Raw genomic sequence first — 21,657 nt, forward strand, 5'->3', positions numbered from 1 at the left:
GAGTTTCCTACTCAAAGTTGATTTTAAGTACAATTCTTACTTTTGAAGAAACAGGAACTCCTTTCGATTTAGCGGGTTCCCAATCTTCTCCTTTACGCAGTAGATTTTCTATTTCAGCAACTAAAACGGAATCGGGATTATCTTTAAAAACAATCTCATTAATAGTGCCCGAAGCGTTGACTGTAAATGACAATTTCAGTTTATAAGCTCCATGTAAATGTTCAAATTTGGAGTAATTCAGCTTATCAATCAAGGCCTTTTTAAAGTTCGATATCGATTCTGAATCCACCGGTCTTGCCTTCTCCCAGGAATTGATAGTATTTTCCGATTGATTACTACTAGAATCGTAAGCTGACACAACAACCTCATTCAGAGGAGTATTATCTGGTTCCAATATCACGAGTAATGTGGAATCGGCCTGCGCATTTACTTCTTTTTGCTCGTAACCAATAAATGAAGCTGTAAGCTGATATTTCTCGCCAGCTTGCTTTGCTCTGATCTGAAATTGACCATCCATATCTGTGACAACACCTTCTCCTGTCTCTTTACTAAAAATCTGCACTCCTGGAATTGGCACTTTATCCTCATCCAAAACTACGCCACTTATTATCCTATTGATATCTTTCTTTGCACTATCTGTGAAAAACGCAAGCGGTTCTTCCTGTTTTTTTTGTTTAGAGACTGCAAGTCCAGCGACTTTCCCCGATAAGGCTTTTTCAACATCAAGAGTACTTTCTGAATCAATATTAGAGCTTTTTGTAACTCTACTTACCGACATTTCTTTATTCACCGCAGGTGCTTTAGAAGGAATCTCCGATTTAGAAAAAATCTCAGGCTCCTCAACCACTTCTTCTTCCTCAGCTACCTCAAATTCTTGTATCGCATAATCGTCGCTATCTGAAATCTCAAGTTCCGAATCCTCCTCAAGCGTATCAATAATACCTAACAATTCAGATTCCTTTGCAGGTATTTGCGGTTTAACAAGAGGAACTTCAATCCTTTTCACTTCATTTTCCATCTGACCACCAATCAATTCATCCTGAACCGAGTATTGATTTAAATACATCAGAACAGAACCTAAACCGATCAAAATGGCAATACTGGCGGCATAAGGGAACCAAATTGGAATTCTTCTCTTTTTTTCCTGCGTTCTTGCGTGTATTTGATTCTTCAATTCTGCAAAATCCTGCTCAAACTCCTGACTGTTTATTTTCGATAAACCATCAAAAGCCTCACTCTCAAAATCATCTTGCATCATCTTTTTCTCGAACGCATGTTTCTCTTTCTTCTTCAGTTTATTACTGAAGTAGTCAACAAAATTTCGATATGTTAACCCACTTTTAAACTTCATGCTTCGATTCCAATTGTTCCAAACAAATTTTCAGGTTTCGCTTTCCATTCTGAATATAGCTTTTCACCTTTTTTTCAACAAGCTCCAATTCTTCTGCAATTTCCTTGTATCCCTTTTCCTGATAATAAAACAGGACTACACATTGCTTTTGTTCCAATTTTAAACGTTCAATGCAATGTTTCAGATTATCTTCCAACGAACTATCCGGCGCTTCATCTATAGGATGCAATAATTCGGAAGATTCCATATTTTGATTGGTAGAAAATTTTTCAAATCTGTTTCTATGTGCTTTTTCCTTTCGGATTTCCATCAAACAGAAATTCTTTGTCACTACAAACAACCAAGACTTGAAATTCTGTATCTCAAATTTAGGGATTTCAGTAATAAGACGTTCAAAAATCTGACTCACGGCATCTTTTGCCAATTCCCGATTGCCGAAATATTTTAGCGCTACACCAAATACCAGGTGCATATACCTCCCAAAAAGTTCTCCAAGCACATCCAGATCACCTTGCTCCATATACTCTTGAAGCAACTGCTGATCTTTTTTACTTTCCAGATTTTTTTTGAGTCGAAACATTAAAACATTCACTTGATAAACAATGCATTCACTACCGCGAGTTAACAAAAAAGAAAAAAAGATGAAAACTTTTTATGGAATTTGTTTTCCTCTTGCATCCTAAAGGTTAATAACGGAAAATAAATATTCATTAAAAAAGATAGCCATGAGAACAAAAGCAATTCTAATAACACTTATTAGTCTATTCCTGATAGGGAATCTATCTGCAAAAAGCATAAGTGGAACAGTAAGCGATGAGTCAAATTCACCAATGCCAGGTGTTAGTATAATAATTAAAGGATCAAGTTATGGTTCGGTTACTAATATTGAGGGAAAGTACACGATTGAAGCCAATGAAAATGACATTTTGATTTTTGGATTTATTGGGATGATTGCTCAGGAAATTAAAGTGAAGCAACAAAATATCATTAATGTAATTCTGAAAGCAGAAAAAATTGGTTTGGATGAAGTGATTGTGCAAGGATATAGTACGAAACAAAAAAAAGAACAAAAAATTAATCGAATGTATTCACCACTTCAAGGCAGAGTATCTGGAATTGCTATAATGGAAGAATGCGAATCACTTGAAATTATGGATTATGATTCCGAAGAAGATTTCAATACTGAAGGATATTCCACAATCCGTGAAAACGGCTATAAAAGTGCCGTTAAAAGTCCTCTTTCTACTTTCTCGATTGATGTAGATGCTGCTTCGTATAGCAACGTGCGTCGATTTTTAGAAGAAGGAACAAAACCTCCAATTGATGCCGTTCGAATTGAAGAAATGGTAAATTATTTCAATTACGACTATTTGCAACCCAATGACGAGCATCCTTTTTCAATCACAAACGAAGTAGCCGAATGTCCTTGGAACTCAGAGAATTTATTGCTTCACATTGGTTTGCAAGGCAAAAAGATTGAAACCGAAAATCTGCCTGCATCCAATTTGGTATTTCTTCTCGATGTTTCCGGATCGATGGATTCTCCAAACAAATTGCCATTGCTAAAGAAAGCATTTAAGCTTTTGGTCGGTCAGCTAAGGGAAGATGATAGAGTTGCAATTGTTGTATATGCCGGAAATTCAGGTTTGGTACTTCCTTCTACATCCGGTAATCGAAAAGAAGATATTCTAAATGCACTCAACCGCTTAAATGCTGGTGGTTCTACCGCCGGAGCATCAGGACTAAAGCAAGCCTACAAAGTGGCAAGTGAAAATTTTATTGATGGCGGAAACAATCGAATCATTTTAGCCACTGATGGTGATTTTAATATTGGACAATCGAGTAATGCCGAAATGGAACGATTGATTGAAAAGGAACGTGAAAAGGGGATTTTTATTTCGGTTTTAGGTTTCGGAATGGGCAATTACAAAGATGATAAAATGGAAATTATTGCCGACAAAGGAAATGGAAACTATGCTTACATTGACAATATTTTGGAAGCAAAAAAAGTATTGGTGAATGAATTTGGCGGTACTTTATTTACCATTGCTAAAGATGTGAAAATACAAATTGAATTCAATCCTGCTGTGGTTGCAGAATACCGATTGGTAGGATACGAAAACAGAATGTTGGCTAGTGAGGATTTTGAAGATGACACAAAAGATGCCGGGGAGTTGGGGTCGGGTCATAGCGTAACGGCTCTTTACGAGATAAAGCTGATGAAGAACAAGAAAAAACAAGATCAGGAACTTAAATATCAGAATACAAGTTTAAATGCGACTGCATATTCTGGAAACGAACTTGCCACCGTAAAATTCCGATACAAAAAACCAGATGGACAAAAGAGTCTGTTGCTGGAAAAAATAATTACCAATACTCGAATTGACAAACGGGAACTATCTAATAATTTTAAATTCTCAGCTTCTGTTGCTGGCTTTGGACTTCTTTTAAGAGACTCAAAATTTAAAGGAAACTGCTCTTACGAAATGCTGATTAATCTGGCTCAACAATCCAAGGGCGAAGATAAAGAAGGATATCGAAGTGAATTCATTCAACTAATGAAACTTGCCAATCAATTATAGCACAGTAAAAGAGGCACCGAAAGGTGTCTCTTTCTTTCAAATATCAACAATTAGTTTCTAATGATGGGATATTTAGTAATTTTGCACGGAATACAAATATACAATACCCCAATGTTTTTAAAAAAATTAGATCCAAAGCTTTTAGAAGCTATTGAAGAACACGGTTTTGAAACCCCAACAGAAGTTCAAAAGAGCTGCATTTCAAAAATAAAAAGCGGTGTTGATTTGTTTGTAAAGGCTCCTGCTGAATCAGGAAAGACTTATACGATTATTATTGGTCTTATTCAGCAACTTAAAGAAGAGTTCGAAGATGTTCCAAGAGCTATTGTCGTTGTTTCTACAAGAGAAAAGGCGATTCAGCTAAAAGAACAGTTTCTTGAATTAAGCGAAGATACAAGTCTTCGAATATTTAGTGAGGGTGATGCCGGAAATTTACACAACCTCCGCGATAAGGTCTATGCCGGATCGGATATTGTTATCGCTACAGCAAGAAAATTCAACGAACTATACTCGTTTAGTGGAATTAATTTACGCAATTTAAAAATTGTTGCCATTGATGATGCTGAAATGATAATTAAAGAGCAAATTGTTTCGGATATTAATCGTCTCTCGGATAACCTTCCAAGATGCCAACGAATTGTATTTACTACAAAAATCACTAATAAAATGGACGATTACATGGACAATTACATGTACTCACCTATTGTTTTAGACTTTGAGTAAATAAATAAATGCCTCCAATGTTGCAACATTGGAGGCATTTTTAGTTTAGCGTAAATAAGCTCTAAACATCCAGTTTAGCTTCTCAAAATAAGATACGTAAGCTGGCAATATATCTAAAGTTCCTTCGTCCCCATTTTCATTTGCCTCTACAATTACCTCTTTTACCTTTTCAATTAAAACATTGTGCGACTGAATAATTTGTTGCACCATATCAGTGCCTGCACAATTTGAATTCGCTTCCTGTATTGTTGAAATGGCAACGTAATCCGAAAAATTACCAAGAGGATGACCTTCCAGTGTTAAGATTCGCTCAGCAACTTCATCTACTTTATCGCTGGCGTCAACATATAATTCCTCAAATTTGGCGTGCAATTCAAAAAACTCTTTCCCTCCAACATTCCAATGAAAATTTCTGAGATTTTGATAATACACCTGATAATTTGCCAATAAAATTTGTAATTGCTCTACTTCTTTTTCTTTTGCATTTAATTCCAATACAGCGTTATCACTTTTAGCATTTTTCATGTTTTCTTATTTTTAGTTTACTATTATTTCTAATTCTCTGATACAAATATCACATCATTCAGATTATTAAAAGTTATGTGCCAATAAGAAAAACTTATTAGTTGAAATTGAATAATTAAAATAGAAGTAGGGTAAGTCGGTATCAATTACGGTTATCTAGTAATCAGTCGTAAACTAAATAACTAAAAAGATGATTCACAACAAACTCGATAAGCTGTTTGGGCAAGCCGGATCGATACTTGGTTGGATACTCATGCTTGTGGGAATTTATTCCGCCATTCTCCCTCTTAGTATATTATTGGTTTTAATTGGATCGTTTATGGCATTTTCCCACTCTGGAATTTACCTTGATCAAGAAGATAAAAAATACAAATTCTACTACGCCTACTTTGGCATATTTAAATCAGGATCCTGGAGAAGCTTAAAAAATATTGATCGTGTTGCCGGCATTTCATCTATTATTGTACGAGACTCCTATATCCCGGTACAAAAAGGAACGAATTTGAAGAAGAATGACTGTTTTGTAGTCCTGTTTTTGAAAAACCAAAATAGAAAAATCCCTTTTAAAAGATGCAAAGACTTGCTTGAGGCAAAGTTGGAAGCTCAAAAAATAGGTCAACTATTAAATCTAAATGTAGTTCAATAACCCTATAAATACCTCCTTGCTTTTACAGCAAGTCACAAACCAAAAAAGAACCTCTAAACTGAGGTTCTTTTTTCTTTATTATATTTTTGGTGAGTTTAGAACATATAATCCCAAATCGGTAATAATATCGGATCTGTTTTTAATGCTTTCTTAGCTTTTTCATCCAAATAGGTTTTGTTGATTACAACACGAAACATGTATTCAGAAAACCATTCATCAGTAAAAGTTAAATATCCATTATTTCCTGCAGTAGTTCCCCACGAGTTTTCAAATTCCCATTTTACGGGTTTGTCATTTTTATCAACATCGACTCCAATTAATGCCATTGCATGAGAAGAACCGGACTCACGGGTTAGCACTCTCGCTTTTTTATCCATATCGAACTCAACACCCATTATAGAAGCGTAGTCGTAAGTATTGATATCCATCACACCAGCTTTTCGATTGTGCTGTTTCCCTACATCGCAAGAGGCATACATGGCTTCATTGTTCTTGATGGAAGCCATTGCAAATTTCTTAATTTCCTTATTAGGAAGATTCAAATACGTCCAATTGATTCCTTCAGCAACATTTCTGTAATTCTTAATTTCGTATACCTTATAATAGTCACGAGTCGGATCATTCATAATCATCACCAATTCTGTTTTAGCAAAATCAGGATTAATTTCAGCTAAAAATTCTTTAGGTGTATACATTTTGCTTTCGCTGATTTTTCCATCAACATCCTTAAATCTCCAGGTGAAATTTACCGGAGGCTCACCCAAACTTAAAGCTAACATACGGTACACTGCTTTAAGGGCCGTCATTTTTGCCAATTCAACATCTTTAGTAGATGCTTTCTCAGCAATCATATTACGGAGCTTATAAGCTTCACCTCTTAGTTTTTCATTAATCAGACTCGTAATTTCGCGTGTTTTATTGCTCACCTTTGTTTCCGGCATTACTTCTGCGGGAACAACCCCATACTTCTTAGCTATATTAAAAAAGGAATTCCAAACACCACCATCATCTACCGGGCCTTTAAAATAAAGAACCACTTCTCTATCATCCATCTTACGATCGGCCGTTGCGATTATATTCTCGAAGAATAGGTTCGACTTTTCAAATAGATCCCAGAAATAGTTGTAATTGTGAGAAAAATCGAATGATTTTATATTAAATTTCTTCATTACTTCAGGACGAATCGTATTCATAGAAGTAAACATCCAACATCTACCTGAGCTTTCCTGATTGGTTATTCCCTTTACATCCACTCTATATTTAAAGAAATGATCTGTTTTTCCAAGTTTTTCATGATTCAAAGACAGCTCTCTAATGCTTTCCGAATTGGTAATTGCATTTTGAATTGCTTTACTTGAAGCATCTAATTTGAAACTTGCACGAATCTCGTTCAACATTTTAGCATCTACGGTTCCTTTTTTTTGTGCTATCGACATTACACTACATGCCAAAGCCAAAACAGGAATCAGTATAAATTTTTTCATCTGTTGTGTTTAAGTTGTTGTTGTTCTAAAATAATTTACACAAACTTAAAAAAACTCATCTTAATAAATGGCTAATTTCATTAGAAATAGAGGGTGTCCAAAATTACCTTGTCTTCTTTTCTGTTTTTTTGATCCGTAGATGATTCAAACTCATTTTAATTCGATTTAGAAACATATTTTTGGACAATCTCTTTGTTTGTAATCCAATCAGAATGGTTTATGAAAGACGCTTAACAAAAATTAACCCGTTAGCTTTCAAATATGCTCTCCTTATTGTTACCTTTAAAAGTAGTTTAATCATAACCGAACACATTGTAAATATAAAATTCTATGGCAAAATTGATTGATATTTATGTTGATAATATAAAAGAGAAAAGATCTTATCCTACTGGCACTGATCTTCAAACTATACTGGCGGATGTTAAGCCACAGCTGAATGGTGAAGTGCTTGGAGCGATGGTTAATAATAAATTGAAAGAGTTGAACTATGAAATATACAAACCTAAAAAGGTGATTTTTGTGGATGGAACACATCCTGATGGGCGAAGAATGTACGTTCGTTCCCTATGTTTTATGCTTTACAAAGCAGTTCATGATTTGTATCCCAAGGCCAGTTTTCGTGTTGAACATTCAATATCAAATGGTTTGTATTGTCGAATAACTGATAAGAATATAATTCTTGCGCCTGAAGATGTAGAAAATATAAAGAAGAGAGTGTTAGAGATTATCGAAGCTGATCTGCCCTTTGTTCGCGAAGAAATTGAAACGGAAAAAGCAATTGAATTATTTGAAGCGCAGGGTTTGAAAGAGAAAACGAGTCTGTTTCGTACCCGTGGAAATTTATTTACATCTGTTTATCACTTAGGCGATAGTGTTGATTATTTCTATGGATTCCTGGTTCCATCGACGAGTAAATTGAAGGTGTTCGATTTATTGCCATTTTCTCAGGGAATGTTACTTATGACACCGGGTAGAAGAGATCCTTCGGTAACCGAGACGTTTATTCCTCAGGAGAAAATGTTAAAGGTGTTCAGCGAGTACAAGCGTTGGGGAAAGGTTTTAAATATTTCGAATGTAGGTGATTTAAATTACTACGTTGAAAATGATAATATTTCGGAACTTATAAAAATCTCGGAAGCTTTACACGAGAAGAAAATTTCTCAAATTGCAGATAAGGTTAGAAAGAAAAGAAAGCATACGAAGCTGATTTTAATTTCCGGACCTTCGTCATCCGGGAAAACAACTTTTGGGAAGAGATTGGCAATTCAGCTTAAAGTAGCTGGTTTGCATCCGGTAAATTTGTCTTTAGACAATTACTTTGTTGATCGGGAGTTAACACCCAGAGATGAGAATGGGGAATATGACTTTGAGGCATTGGAATCTCTGGATGTTCGTTTATTTAATCAGAATTTGGTGGATTTGCTAAATGGGAAAGAAATAGAATTGCCAAAATTTTCATTTGAAACAGGTTCTCGTTATTACGATGGTGAAAAATTAAAAATTAATGGGAAGCAGATATTAGTAGTGGAAGGCATTCATGCTTTAAATCCACAACTGACTCCACTTATTGCTGATGAGTCTAAATTTCGGATTTACATTTCCGCACTTACATCAATTTCTATTGATGGTCATAATCGAATTCCATCCACCGATAATCGCTTAATCAGAAGAATTGTCCGCGATCATAAATATCGTAATTATAGTGCTTTCGATACCATTAGTCGTTGGCCGAGTGTGAGACGTGGCGAAGAAAAAAATATTTTCCCATATCAGGAGGAGGCTGATGCAATGTTTAATTCAGCACTTCCCTACGAGTTGGGTGTTTTGAAGAGATATGCCGAACCTATACTAAATGAGATTCAGCCAAATCAAGCTGAATATTCCGAAGCAAATAGATTATTGAAGTTTTTCAGCTACTTTCTTCCAATTAGTGATGATGATATTCCACCAACATCATTAATGAGAGAATTTTTAGGTGGTAGTACTTTTGAGTATTAGGTTGTTAATAACTTTTGCTTGTTTATATTCATCCCTGTTTAAGTTGTTAATAATCCTAATAATTTGAACAGGGATTTTTAGTTATTAACAATCGGAGTACCTGTAAATAGAGGTGCGACAAAGTTATTAACAAATTATCAACACTGTTAATAACCTGTTAGTATTCTGTTGAAAATGTGGAAATGAATAATGCCTGATTTTTCAGAACCGGGGTGCAAATATAGGCTAAAAAGAAGGGATTGTGAAAGGATTTTTTTGGTTTTTTTCAATAAAAATAAGGCGTCGAGCTAACTAACTCTTCATCATGCGATCTATCTCTCTTTTGTGGTCTTTTTGTTTTAAACTTTCTCTTTTATCGAAATGTTTTTTGCCTCGACAAAGGGCAATTTCCATTTTTGCAAAGCCTTTTTCGTTCAAGAATATTCTCAAAGGAACAATCGTTAAACCACTTTCTTTGGTTTTTCGATCCAATTTATCCAACTCTTTTCGGTTTAAGAGAAGTTTTCGCTCCCTTTTTGCTTCGTGATTATAGTAAGAGCCGAATTTATATTCGGAAATGTGCATTTCTTTCACGTAAAGTTCATTTGCACTAAAGTAGCAAAATGAGTCTCCAATGTTTGCTTTTCCAGCGCGAATGGATTTAATTTCTGTTCCAAATAGTTGAATTCCTGCTACGAAGGTCTCGATGATTTCGTATTCGAAGCTGGCTTTTTTATTTCTAATATTGATTTTCTGCATTGTGAATTCTTAAATTACGCAACAAATTTACTATTTAAATTGTAACCGGAAGCTTGAAGATAATAGAAAACATTCGTTCAAAAATTAATGGAAGAACTAAAATGAGTAAACTGGCCATAATTGTGAAGCCTGGTTTTTTATTTTCGGATAGGGGGAGTAGTGGGGATATTCCCAACCATAACACACGAATAAAATAAAGTTCGAAGACCAAACAAATTTGATTCAGGAACGAGTAGTTGGGAAATAGTTTTGCCAAACTGTGAAATAGGCAGAAAATTGACCCGCTATAAATAATTAGCTGATAAATGGTTTCAGATTTAATTTCTAATTGAAAATTTGGAGCAAGAAGTTTGATCATTTTCCCTGCAACAAAGAATGCCAGATATAAGGATAAAAAAGAAACAGCAAGTTGAGAGATACCAATACTTAAACTTCCCGTATGAATTAAACCTCCTGCAAAAGCCAGAAGAGAGCAGACCGTAATTACAGGAAATGCAAAACGAATGAAAATAGATCGAACAGTATTTATCTCTTGAACAATTATATCCCATTCATTTTTTGGATCAATAAGTAGATTGAACCATCTGGATAAAGAATATTTTATATTTTTTGGGTGAAAATTCATTGCGTCTGTTTCTTAATTTTGAATAAAATCAAAATTAACTAAGCTTTTCTAATTTGAAGTGTTTTCTTGCAAAATTGTATGCTTTGATTTAGGCTCTTTGATTAAAAATCCAAAAGGCTGGCTGTTCCAATAAAAAATGCGCCTAAAACAGCATATATCGAAAGCAATCCAATTAATATGAATGTAAAATACCCCGATTTTTTATCATCAGCAATTGAAAGCATTGGGGATATTCCTTTGTAAAGAATGTAAAAACTGAAAAGGCTTAAAATGGTAAGATAATTTATCGTTGGAATTAAAAATGCCAACGAATTAAATATGATGCCAGGGACGAAGGAATAGCCAATAAGGGTGAAAGCTTTGTTGAATCTTATGGTTTTAGTATCGAAGTGGGCAAATTTACTGGCAAGAAGACTGGAAATGTAAATTGATAGAATGGAAAACAGAAATGTCGCACTTGCTGAAAATATGTGCATATTAATATGTTGCGAAGGATTGTGATCGAATAATTGATAGCCTGAAAAATTACAAATGGCCATTAATAATAGCAATGGGAGTATAAGACTCAGGAATAATTGTTTGGGGCTTCGTTCTTCTCTAGCAATTGATTTCCAAGTCTGTTCTGGTTGAATAAAAAGGAGTAGACTGTGTTTGTATGCACTTGCGATTGTCATATTGAATAGAGTTGTTGGTGAATTCAAAAAACTTAAAGTAATTTTACCGCGTAGATCACATACACAGTCTTTTCTTATTGTAAGATAAACAATATCCGGATAAACAAAAACTGATCGTTTTTGGTTCGGGAAAAATATTTAAGATGCAGAATAACTTATTAGTTGTACTTGGAGCAACCGCTACCGGAAAAACAAGCCTGGCGGTACATTTGGCAAAAGAATTCAATGGGGAAATCATTAGTGCAGATTCCCGTCAGATATATCGTGGAATGGATTTGGGGACAGGTAAAGATTTGGATGAATATGTTTTGGATGGAACTCCTATCCCATATCATTTAATTGATATTGCCGATGCCGGTTATAAGTACAATGTGTATGAGTTTCAGCAAGATTTTGTAAAAGCTTTTGAGCTGATTACTGCAAAAAAAAAGATGCCTGTTGTTTGCGGTGGAACAGGAATGTACCTGGAGGCAGCTTTGAAAGGCTATAAATTGATTGCAGTGCCAAAAGATCAGGCTTTTCGTGATGAATTGCTTGATAAGTCATTGGATGAGTTAGGAGCTATTCTTCGCTCTTACAAAAAAGTACACAATAATTCTGATCTGGAAACTCAGAAGCGGGCGATTCGGGCTATCGAAATAGAACGATACTGTGCTTCTCATCCCGAAATAGAAATAGATTATCCGGAAATGAATCCTTTACTAATAGGAATCAAGTTCGATCGTGAGGTTAGGCGGGCGAGAATCACCCAGCGTTTAAAAGAGCGCCTAAAATCGGGAATGGTCGAAGAGGTTGAAGCTTTGATTAAATCAGGCGTTTCAGCTGACGATTTAATATACTATGGCTTGGAATATAAATTTTTGACACAGTATGTTGTTGGTGACTTAACTTACGATGAGATGTTTACTAGTCTTGAGGTGGCAATTCATCAGTTTGCCAAGCGTCAAATGACCTGGTTCCGGAAAATGGAACGTAGTGGCTCAAACATCCATTGGTTGGATGGGTTTATGCCATTGGAGGAGAAAATACAGAAGGTGAAAGAGTTGGCGGTGATTTAGTTTAGGTGTTTTCCAAGTTCAGAGAATGTGATTCTTGTAACGCCTAATTGATCCCAACGTGCGAAGGGTAGGGGAATGTTTGGTAATTCCTTAATGGCATCTTCAATAACGTAAACAGCAATGTTTCGTTGAGCTAAACCAACAACCGCGCAATCAACACAAACATTAGTTGTAACTCCATACACGAAAACCTTTTTAGGTGCTATGAGTTCTAACACGGCTTCTGTATTTGTATTTCCCTCAAATACATCAAAAGCATCTTTTTTGATTATAATATTGCGATTGATAATAAAATCACGAATATTTTTCTCAGAATAGATCTGGTCCCATAAAACTTCAGAAAATGGCGTTTCAGGATTCGTTTCGTTCACATATTCGGCACCAGATGTATTGGCCATGCAATGTGGTGGAAATGTTGTGATGAAATCAGGATTGTTCGACAATTCTTTTGAGCTGTCGTAATGGAAATCAGCAGTGTTGACTACTTGAATGTTATTGCTTTTAGCAAGCGAAGTTATTTGGCTAAGTACAGGTTGAATTTGCTCTGCACCGGGAGCGTATAATTTACCGGAGGCACTCATGAAATCAATTTGAGTGTCAACATTCCAAAATAAAATATCTTTTGCGAACATAGCTTATTTCTTATTTAGATTTGTATCGATTACAATATTACAACAGCATAAAAAGATATCAAAACGAAAGCCTGAATTATTCGCTTTACTATATCTGAAAAATATCCCCTTTTAACCTGATAATTGCAGGTGACAACGAATAATTTTCACTCCTTGTTATTTCTTTTCTACTTTTCTTTTGAAATTTACTGCTAATAGTGTGTTATGACTAACATAAAGAAAATAACCCGTAGTCGGGTTGCTTATCATATAATATTTTGGGTGATTGCCTTTACATTTTGGCTGTTTACCATGTTTGTGGCAAGTAATTTTAAAAATATTCTGAGATTGGAACCTGTCTTAATGACATTTGTGTTCAATCTTTGTTTTGCTGTTGCTGTTTATTTTAATTTGTTGGTTTTAATACCAGCCTTATTTAAAAAACAAAAATTCTTTTTATACTCAATAGCTCTACTAGCTTGTATTTCTTTGTCGGCTTTTTTTATCGATTTTTTATTGGTTTATCCATTAGGTCAGTTTGTTCAGGGAGATCAGTATTTTGGCAAATTGACTTTTGTTGTCTGGTTTAATTTTGCATTTTTCACCTTTATATATGTTGGCGTTACAAGTTTTTTGTCCTTAATGAGGGAGTTGTTTATGTTGCAAACAATATCTTTTCAATTAAAAGATATTGAAAAAGAAAAATTGGAAGCAGAGTTGAAAGCATTAAAAGCACAGATTAATCCTCATTTTCTCTTTAATACTTTGAATAATATTTATTCTCTTACACTTGATAAATCTGATAAAGCACCCAATTTAGTTTTGAAACTGTCTGATTTAATGCGATATATTTTGTACGATTGCAATGATCGTTATGTATTGTTGGAGAAAGAGCTGGAGTTTATAAGAAATTATCTCGAATTACAGATAATCAGATTGGATGATCGTATACCCGTGAAAATGGTAGTGAAAGGGGATACGGCGAGGTATAAAATAGCGCCTTTGTTGTTTGAACCTCTTATTGAAAATGCATTTAAGCATGGCGCTTACGGCAGAAATAATGAAGGTTTTGTAAATATTCTCTTTGATTTTGAAGATAAGAATAACATTGAATTATCAATAGAGAACCGATCGGAGGGTGAGTGGACTAAAGAACGCGAGAATAATAGTGGCATCGGAATAAAGAATGTAATTCGTCGTTTAGAGTTGTTGTATCCCGATAAACATCGATTGGAAATTAAGGACGAAAACAATCTTTATAAAGTTACCTTACAAATCGATTTGTCCGAACCAAATTAAGTTTAGATCCTATGAAGTTAAAATGTTTAATTGTTGATGATGAACCATTGGCACAACGTGTTTTAGAAAAATACGTTTCTGAATTACCTGGACTCGAGTTGATAGGAAAATGCAGTGATGCGATTGAGGCCATGGAGGTTTTGCAAGAGAAAGAGGTTGACCTTATTTTTCTAGATATAAATATGCCTCGCTTAAGCGGAATCAATTTTCTGAAGACTTATAAAAATCCACCAATGGTTGTGATTACCACGGCTTACACAGAGTATGCTTTAGAAAGCTATGAGTTGAATGTATTGGATTATCTGAAAAAACCTTTTTCTTTTGAACGCTTTTTGCTGGCGGTTCAAAAAGCAGAGGAGAAAATGAAAGGTGGCGTTGAACCTCAGGAATTGGAGAAGGATGAACGGGAATTCATTTTTGTTAAGGCAAATAAGAAAACGATTAATATCAGCCTCGACTCAATTTTGTACGTTGAGGCCCTGGGTGATTACGTTAAGATTTTTACAAACGACGGACATATTGTTACTTATCAATCGTTAAAAGGGATTGAGCGCTTATTACCATCTCATAAGTTTTACCGGATTCATAAATCTTATATTGTGTCTCTGTCAAAAATCAAATCAATAGAAGGGAATATGGTACACCTGGAAAAAGGGACTATCCCAATTGGAAATAATTACAAACAGAGTTTCTTTCAAAGAATACATCCCGCATAATATTATTATCCCGTTTTGTTTTTCAACAGGTCCGATGAAATTTTTTATCGGGTCTTTTTTTTTTAATATAAGTACTTGTTGTATTTTGTATTGAATTTCATTTGCATCTAACTGATTGTTAGTCGAAGTCAGTGATTAGTTGTTCTTGAAGATAAAGTTTTTTGGCCTGTAATTTCTTCTCTGTAGAGAGGATCGGGTGAGCCAGTAAAGGAGTGCAAATATATTGGGTTGTTCGTGCTTGTATTTTGTTCTCTTTTTGTTAAATTTAAACCTGAAAAATTGAATTTTAGATCTATAAAAATTGAGAATCCATGAAAAAACTTATTAATTGCCGTTATATTGTTTTTCTTGTAGTGATTGCCTTTGCTTTTAATTTTACTGGTTGTAAGCCAGTTGATAAAAAAAAGACTGAAGGACAGACTGTGAAGCCATTGCTAAAGAAAGCAATTGAGAAAGAGGTGAAAGATGTTGTTTATCCTCTTCCAACCACTTTTGAGTTGGTTTCAATGTTGAATCGTATTGGTGCTGATTACATATTAGGCCTTTCTAATTCATCAGAGAATGCCGATAAATATTTTACTGAAAAAGCAAGAGCTTTAAATCTTGGTGTTTATAGTGCCGATTTAAGTTATGCAAGTACATATCAGCGTAAGCAGGAAACAATGTTGTTTTTAAAAGCCTCTAAAGCTTTAATCGATAATCTTGAAATTACAAGTGCTTACAATGAAACTTTTGTTAAAGAGGTTGAGAATAACCTGGATGATAAGGATCAGTTGGTGAAAGTAATCACAAATTCATTTTACGATACTTATGAGTTTTTGAATAAGAATGCAAAAGGGAATCTTTCGTTAATGGTGGTTAGCGGGAGTTTTATTGAGGGATTGTATATTGCAACTCATATCTCTGAGAATACTTATTCTAACCCAGAAATAGTAAAAGTGATTTTTGATCAAAAAGTATCATTGGATAAACTATTAACAGTTTTAGAGCCAGAAGCTAAAGACCCTAATATTGATTCTTTAATTATTGAGTTGAATGGTCTTAAACTAAGCTATGATAAAATCGTTGATGGTAGTATGACTGAAGGACAACTTAAAGAAATTACCGCTAGTGTTGCTAAACTTAGAGACGCTATCGTTCAATAATTAATTGTTGTAACAATACATATATGACTGCCTTTCGTTTTGGAAGGCAGTTTTTTTATGCCAAGATCGTTGGTTCAACATTCCTTTTGTTTAGGAAATAAATTGTATTTTTAAGTCAGTCCGGTAAAGGCAAACTATAAATTCTGATAAAGTAAATGGGGGAATCGATTTTAAATGCATTAATGCATCTTTTTGCCATCGTTGCTAATGCTAAAGAAGAAGGAGTTTCGAGGCAAGGAAAGGTAATTGTAGAAGGGTTTTTAAATCGGTATGTGAATTTAGAACTCCAAATTGAATATCTACGATTATTTGAGAACTATTTTGAATTCTATCGTCGGGAGATGGAGTATCAGGTAAGTGTGCATTCTCAGCAGGTCAACATTCTTTCTTTAACTGAGGCATCCAAGGTTTGTGCAAAGATTAAAGGCGAATTGGTTCAGGAGGAGCGTTTGATTGTTTTGTTGCGTTTGCTGGAATTTGTTTATGAAGATAAAGTCGTAAGTGAGAATGAATTCGAGTTTATCAGTATCGTTGCTGAAAGTTTTAAAATTTCAAGATCGGAATTTATTAACTGCCTTGCTTTTGTTTGGGATGATACGCTCGACGAATACGACAAAAGTAAATTTCTGATTATAGATAATAAGGTTACAGAATGGTCTGAGAATCTATCCTGGTTCATGAAGAAAGATGCTAAAAAAAATGAAAACGATTTTAAGCATTTATTCTGTGACAACATGTATGGTCGAATTCTGGTCATGTTCGTGGAGAGTGTAAACTTGTTGGTGTTTAAATATGAGGGAGAATTGAATCTTTATCTGGAAGGAAACAAGATAAAGCCCGATAAAACCTATCAATTGAGTAATGGTTCCATTATTAAAGGGCCTAATATAAAATCAATTTATTTCACAGATATTGCCGGAAAATTCCTGAAAGAGGAGTCGCAGGAGAAAATAATATTTTCGGCAAAAGAAATAGAATTTAAGTTTCGTAATTCGAATAACGGAATTCATAAGTTTAACATCTCGGAAGAGAGTGGACAGTTGATTGGAATAATGGGTGGTAGTGGTGTTGGAAAGTCCACATTGTTGAATGTTTTGAATGGGAATTTAAGTTTGAACCACGGTGAAATTCGTATTAACGATTACGATATCCATAAAAATAAACTGGCGGTTCGGGGATTAATCGGTTTTGTACCGCAAGACGATTTGTTGATTGAAGAACTGACTGTATTTCAGAATCTGTATTATAATGCCAAGTTATGCTTTAAGGATTACAGTGAAATTCAAATTTTAAAAAAAGTATTGCATATACTTCAGGATCTGGATTTGTATGAAGTGCGTGATCTTAAAGTTGGGGATCCATTGAATAAATTTATTAGTGGCGGACAGCGAAAACGAATAAATATTGGCTTGGAGCTGATGCGGGAACCTGCCATTCTCTTGGTTGATGAACCTACATCGGGATTGTCTTCTACCGACTCGGAAATGGTTATGAATCTGTTGAAGAGTCAAACATTAAAGGGGAAATTGGTTGTGGCAAATATTCATCAGCCTTCCTCCGGGATTTTTAAAATGTTTGATAAGCTTTGGATTCTTGATCGAGGTGGTTATCCCATTTATAACGGCAACCCAATTGATGCAATTGTTTACTTCAAGACTCAGAATTCGCAGGTTAATGCTTCCGAAAGTGAGTGCGTTACTTGTGGAAATGTAAATCCTGAACAGATATTGCAGATTGTTGAGACCAAGTTGATTGATGACCAGGGGAAGCCAACTCGGGAGAGACGGATTCTTCCTGTTGAGTGGTATCAGAAATACAAGGATAACATAGAATCTAATTATTTGCCATTACGTACAGATAAGAAGTTACCACAAAGTGATTTTAAGATTCCGGGTAAATTAAAGCAATTTTCCATTTTCTGGATTCGTAATGTCCTTTCGAAACTAACCAACAAGCAGTACCTGATTATTAATTTGTTTGAGGCGCCATTGCTTGCTGTCATATTGGGCTATTTTACCAAATACACTACCGATTCGGGGTATGTATTTGGAGATAATAAAAATTTCCCTGTTTTTTTATTCATGTCGGTTGTGGTTTCCATGTTTTTGGGATTAACTGTAAGTGCCGAAGAAATTATTCGGGACAAACGAATTTTGCAACGGGAGAAATTTTTGAATTTATGCAGACTTAGTTACCTCAGCTCTAAAATCATTTTCTTATTTGTTCTATCAGCAATTCAATCCATTTCATTTGTTTTGGTGGGTAACTATATATTGGAGGTTGAAGGGATGCTTTTTGCTTACTGGTTGGTGTTGTTCACAACTTCCTGTTTTTCGAACATGATTGGATTAAATATCTCATCGGGATTGAATTCGGTGATTACGATCTATATTCTGATTCCCTTGATTCTGGTTCCTCAGCTCTTATTGGGTGGGGCAATGATTAAATTTGATGATTTGCATGCAGGAATCACCGATAAGGTTTATGTGCCAATTGTTGGTGATTTGATGACCACGCGTTGGGCATACGAAGCTTTGGCTGTTACTCAGTTTAAAGACAATCAATTTGAGAAGCACTTCTTTGAGTATGAGAAAGGAATTAGTGATGCATCTTTTAAAAGTTCATTCTTGATTCCAAAAATAGAATCTGTTTTGTCGGAATGTGAACGAAATATCGAGTTTGAAAAAAATACAGATGATACGGAAGCGAATTTTGTGATGCTTCGAAATGAAATTTCTCAGTTGGGAAGTGAAGTGGGTATCGAAATTTTTCCTGAGTTAAAGGAATTAAATGTTCTTGATTTTAATTTAAATGTTGCTGAGCAAACCAGAAATTTTTTGGATAAAGTAAAGCTTTATTATTTGGGGCTGGCAAGTGAGTCTGGTTATAAAAAGGACTTTGAGTATTCACGCTTGGTCGATTCTTTGGGTCGAGATGGTGTTTATGAGTTTAAGCAGAAATATTACAATACGGGTTTGGCTGATTTGGTTTTGAATAAAACGGAGATTAATAAGATGATAGAAGTCGATCATCAATTGATTCAGAAGAAGGATCCAATTTTAATGTATCCGGATTCGAAGTTCGGTCGCTCTCATTTTTACTCCCCTGTAAAACGAATTGGCAATTTTTATATCGATACATTTTGGTTTAATCTTGCAGTTGTGTGGTTGGGCACCTGTTTCTTATTTTTAACCTTATGGTCTGATGTTTTAAGAAAAGTAATGAACTATATCGAAAGCATTAAATTGGTGCGCAAAGAGAAAAAGAAAGAGTAAAAGAGGTCAGTTGAATCAGGATTGTTCTATAATGTAGGAAGGTAGAATGCTACGTTTTTACAATGTGTTTTTTTGCATCCCTTCGATTCAAATAATTAACCAGAAGCAGGCTAAAAGCAATTACAATCATTCCAAGAATTGAAATTAGATCAGGCTTTTCATCGGGAAGAACCAACCAGCTTAACGAGGCGCCAAATATTGGGATAATAAATTTCCATGTGTTTAAATTGGAAACTTTCACCCCTGGGCGTTGCAGCAAACCAAACCAAATGGTGATGGCAAATGCTGAAACTATAGCCAGCCAAGTTAGGGAAAGGTAATATTCACTAGGGTAAATCGTACTCCACGATGGATTTTCAATGGGAATAGAAATTAGCAGTAATACGATCCCTCCAATGATCATCGAGAATGAAGCCAATACACGTGGGGGCATGTCTTTTGCATCGCGAGATACGATTACATTTCCGGTACTTCCCACAATATTATTCAGAATTAAAATTCCTACGCCAAGTGGTATTGTTGTTGTAAGAACAAAATCGGCTCTGCCCAAACTAATAATACACACACCGCTTATACCGATTAAAATAGCCATGATTTTTTGCCATGTCATTTTATCATTCTTCAGCATTAGATGTGCCATTACTGCAGCAAACAAAGGTTGCGCACCAATTAACATGGCTGCCAAAGCACCTGGAATAAAACTGATTCCGGTATATAACAGTCCGTAAAGGAAAGTGGTTTGCAGCAAGGCGACCCAAAGAATAAAGCGCCATCTTTTTTTCGATTCAAGAACTTTGTACTTCAAATCTTTAATGAAGGGAAGAATAATTAATCCCGAAAGGAGAAATCGAATTCCTGCAAATTGAAGCGGAGTTGTATATTTTAAACCAATTTTAATTGCTGTAAATGGAGTTGCCCAAAGCAAGCATGCAAAAATGGCCAATACGGTTGTCGAGAACAGAAACTTCTTCATAGGGATCACTAATTTGAAGCAAACTTAGGTATTTTAATTCAGGTGATGCGTCTTTCTAATCTATTTCCCTTGATTGTTGTTGCGTTTTCGATTGACTTTACACCCAATTGCTTGATGTTTTTTAAGTTTTCATACTTATTGTTCGAGAAAGATATGGGTATGATATGATTTATTAAATTCTCCACAAAGAAATATGAATTTCTGTAACGATTTTATGAGTTTCTTATTAAGTATGTGATCTATGCGTTTAGCTAATGTATATTACCCAATAGAGAATATAAATATCGATGTAATAATATAATTTACCTATTGGGGAAATAGTTGTAACTTATTAATTATTGAATTTACTCATGCAGATGCGGGCCTTTAATCAATACAAAATGGAATAAAGACATTCATCAACTGGGTCTATTAAAAAAAAAGATTCGTTATGGAGTCACAAATGTTATATCACGCAACAGCGAAGGATGTTTTTACTTTTGCAACAATATTTACGGGGTTTTATCGAGCCAATTGTAAGTACGATTCGTCCTTACTAAAGAACAATGTACTCGAGTTAGAGCAAGAAAATGAATTGCTGCAAAAGGTTGTTTATAAAATACGAAAACGGGAGTATACTTCTAATTTAAAACAGGCTGACGAAAGAGTAAACCAAGGGATTATTGCTTTAAAGATGTTTGTAAAAGCCAATATGCACTTCCCCAACAAAGAGGACAGCAGAAAAGCGGCTATAGTTTGGAGGTTGATTGAAAAACATGGCAGCGATTTGAATAGAAAGGGTTATTTGACTAAGAATGTTGTGGTAAACTCTTTGTTGATGAATTTGGAGGAGGAGAAGTTTAAAACCATCATTGAGCCATTATTGGGGGTTCGAAAATGCATGAGTGAGTTGAGGGCTGCTTGTAATGAACTGAAGGAGATTCAAGTGAAAAGTATTTACGAGAGGGTAAAACGCAAGCAGGATGTAGAAGCAACGAGTCATGCCAAAACGATGATGAAAACAATAAATAGCATGATAATTCCCATGCTCAATATTTTGCATCAAATGGAGCCTGATAAGTACAGGTCTCTTTTTAAATTTACACAGAAAGAGTTGCTTCTTGTTAATGCTTCAGTGCGACGAAGAAGAGGAAAATGGGGGCAAAAGGGAAAGGATGAAAGCGGTGATACGGTTTAACTTTTTGAATAAAAAAATCCCCATCAAACGAAAGTCTGATGGGGATTCTGTATTGTA

Annotated in this window: 19 protein-coding genes; 10 read left to right on the forward strand and 9 right to left on the reverse strand. The window is 35.0% G+C overall.

Annotation, left to right across the window (positions count from 1 at the left end; all coding sequences use genetic code 11):
- Positions 1 to 7 precede the first annotated feature (7 nt).
- Entirely contained in the window at positions 8 to 1,351 is a 1,344-nt protein-coding gene (locus ALGA_RS12215; RefSeq protein ID WP_096429562.1) for an energy transducer TonB, read from the reverse strand.
- Positions 1,341 to 1,931, reverse strand: coding sequence for an RNA polymerase sigma factor (locus ALGA_RS12220; RefSeq protein ID WP_096429563.1), 591 nt, complete (start codon positions 1,929 to 1,931; stop codon positions 1,341 to 1,343). Before ALGA_RS12220 ends, ALGA_RS12215 begins: the two co-directional genes overlap by 11 nt.
- Before the next feature lie 145 nt (positions 1,932 to 2,076).
- Between ALGA_RS12220 and ALGA_RS12225 the strand changes: the two genes are divergently transcribed.
- Both ALGA_RS12225 and ALGA_RS12230 read left to right on the forward strand, forming a co-directional pair.
- Complete coding sequence (locus tag ALGA_RS12225) at positions 2,077 to 3,933, forward strand: vWA domain-containing protein (RefSeq protein ID WP_096429564.1); 1,857 nt, start codon at positions 2,077 to 2,079, stop codon at positions 3,931 to 3,933.
- A 60-nt stretch (positions 3,934 to 3,993) separates the two neighbouring features.
- Positions 3,994 to 4,656, forward strand: a complete 663-nt coding sequence (locus ALGA_RS12230; RefSeq protein ID WP_096429565.1) for a DEAD/DEAH box helicase — start codon at positions 3,994 to 3,996, stop codon at positions 4,654 to 4,656.
- A gap of 45 nt (positions 4,657 to 4,701) precedes the next feature.
- Here ALGA_RS12230 and ALGA_RS12235 read toward each other — a convergent pair whose 3' ends face one another.
- Positions 4,702 to 5,181 (reverse strand): Dps family protein, encoded by a 480-nt coding sequence (locus tag ALGA_RS12235; protein ID WP_096429566.1) that lies wholly within the window; start codon positions 5,179 to 5,181, stop codon positions 4,702 to 4,704.
- A 190-nt stretch (positions 5,182 to 5,371) separates the two neighbouring features.
- On the opposite strand from ALGA_RS12235, the gene ALGA_RS12240 reads away from it, so the two are divergent.
- Positions 5,372 to 5,827: a hypothetical protein gene (locus ALGA_RS12240; RefSeq protein WP_096429567.1), complete on the forward strand. Its 456-nt coding sequence runs from the start codon at positions 5,372 to 5,374 to the stop codon at positions 5,825 to 5,827.
- A 95-nt stretch (positions 5,828 to 5,922) separates the two neighbouring features.
- On the opposite strand, the gene ALGA_RS12245 is transcribed toward ALGA_RS12240, so the two are convergent.
- Entirely contained in the window at positions 5,923 to 7,311 is a 1,389-nt protein-coding gene (locus tag ALGA_RS12245; protein ID WP_096429568.1) for a C1 family peptidase, read from the reverse strand.
- A gap of 330 nt (positions 7,312 to 7,641) precedes the next feature.
- On the opposite strand from ALGA_RS12245, the gene ALGA_RS12250 reads away from it, so the two are divergent.
- Entirely contained in the window at positions 7,642 to 9,309 is a 1,668-nt protein-coding gene (locus tag ALGA_RS12250) for a nucleoside kinase (RefSeq protein ID WP_096429569.1), read from the forward strand.
- A 291-nt stretch (positions 9,310 to 9,600) separates the two neighbouring features.
- On the opposite strand, the gene smpB is transcribed toward ALGA_RS12250, so the two are convergent.
- The 3 genes from smpB to ALGA_RS12265 form a co-directional block, all read right to left on the reverse strand.
- Entirely contained in the window at positions 9,601 to 10,047 is a 447-nt protein-coding gene (smpB, locus tag ALGA_RS12255; RefSeq protein WP_096429570.1) for an SsrA-binding protein, read from the reverse strand.
- A 34-nt stretch (positions 10,048 to 10,081) separates the two neighbouring features.
- Positions 10,082 to 10,672, reverse strand: a complete 591-nt coding sequence (locus tag ALGA_RS12260; RefSeq protein WP_096429571.1) for a hypothetical protein — start codon at positions 10,670 to 10,672, stop codon at positions 10,082 to 10,084.
- Between the two features lie 101 nt (positions 10,673 to 10,773).
- Positions 10,774 to 11,346: a Yip1 family protein gene (locus tag ALGA_RS12265; RefSeq protein WP_096429572.1), complete on the reverse strand. Its 573-nt coding sequence runs from the start codon at positions 11,344 to 11,346 to the stop codon at positions 10,774 to 10,776.
- A gap of 143 nt (positions 11,347 to 11,489) precedes the next feature.
- Here ALGA_RS12265 and miaA point away from each other — a divergent pair, with 143 nt between their 5' ends.
- On the forward strand, positions 11,490 to 12,404 hold the full coding sequence (gene miaA / locus ALGA_RS12270; protein WP_096429573.1) for a tRNA (adenosine(37)-N6)-dimethylallyltransferase MiaA: 915 nt from the start codon (positions 11,490 to 11,492) through the stop codon (positions 12,402 to 12,404).
- Here miaA and ALGA_RS12275 read toward each other — a convergent pair.
- Positions 12,401 to 13,036 carry a cysteine hydrolase family protein gene (locus tag ALGA_RS12275; protein WP_096429574.1) on the reverse strand — a complete coding sequence of 212 codons (636 nt, stop codon included), beginning with the start codon at positions 13,034 to 13,036 and terminating at the stop codon, positions 12,401 to 12,403. The genes miaA and ALGA_RS12275 overlap by 4 nt on opposite strands.
- Before the next feature lie 204 nt (positions 13,037 to 13,240).
- Here ALGA_RS12275 and ALGA_RS12280 point away from each other — a divergent pair, with 204 nt between their 5' ends.
- From ALGA_RS12280 to ALGA_RS12295, 4 genes are all read left to right on the forward strand, one after another.
- Positions 13,241 to 14,314, forward strand: a complete 1,074-nt coding sequence (locus ALGA_RS12280; protein WP_096429575.1) for a sensor histidine kinase — start codon at positions 13,241 to 13,243, stop codon at positions 14,312 to 14,314.
- Positions 14,315 to 14,325: 11 nt separating this feature from the next.
- The gene (locus tag ALGA_RS12285) at positions 14,326 to 15,030 is read left to right on the forward strand and encodes a LytR/AlgR family response regulator transcription factor (RefSeq protein ID WP_096429576.1); all 705 of its coding nucleotides are present in this window, start codon (positions 14,326 to 14,328) and stop codon (positions 15,028 to 15,030) included.
- Positions 15,031 to 15,341: 311 nt separating this feature from the next.
- On the forward strand, positions 15,342 to 16,175 hold the full coding sequence (locus tag ALGA_RS12290; protein WP_096429577.1) for a hypothetical protein: 834 nt from the start codon (positions 15,342 to 15,344) through the stop codon (positions 16,173 to 16,175).
- A gap of 155 nt (positions 16,176 to 16,330) precedes the next feature.
- On the forward strand, positions 16,331 to 19,450 hold the full coding sequence (locus ALGA_RS12295) for an ATP-binding cassette domain-containing protein (protein ID WP_096429578.1): 3,120 nt from the start codon (positions 16,331 to 16,333) through the stop codon (positions 19,448 to 19,450).
- A 49-nt stretch (positions 19,451 to 19,499) separates the two neighbouring features.
- Here ALGA_RS12295 and ALGA_RS12300 read toward each other — a convergent pair whose 3' ends face one another.
- On the reverse strand, positions 19,500 to 20,423 hold the full coding sequence (locus tag ALGA_RS12300; RefSeq protein WP_096429579.1) for a DMT family transporter: 924 nt from the start codon (positions 20,421 to 20,423) through the stop codon (positions 19,500 to 19,502).
- Between the two features lie 430 nt (positions 20,424 to 20,853).
- On the opposite strand from ALGA_RS12300, the gene ALGA_RS12305 reads away from it, so the two are divergent.
- Complete coding sequence (locus ALGA_RS12305; RefSeq protein WP_096429580.1) at positions 20,854 to 21,600, forward strand: DUF6261 family protein; 747 nt, start codon at positions 20,854 to 20,856, stop codon at positions 21,598 to 21,600.
- Positions 21,601 to 21,657 lie beyond the last annotated feature (57 nt).

Origin of the sequence: Labilibaculum antarcticum, assembly GCF_002356295.1 — a bacterium.
GTDB lineage: Bacteria > Bacteroidota > Bacteroidia > Bacteroidales > Marinifilaceae > Labilibaculum > Labilibaculum antarcticum.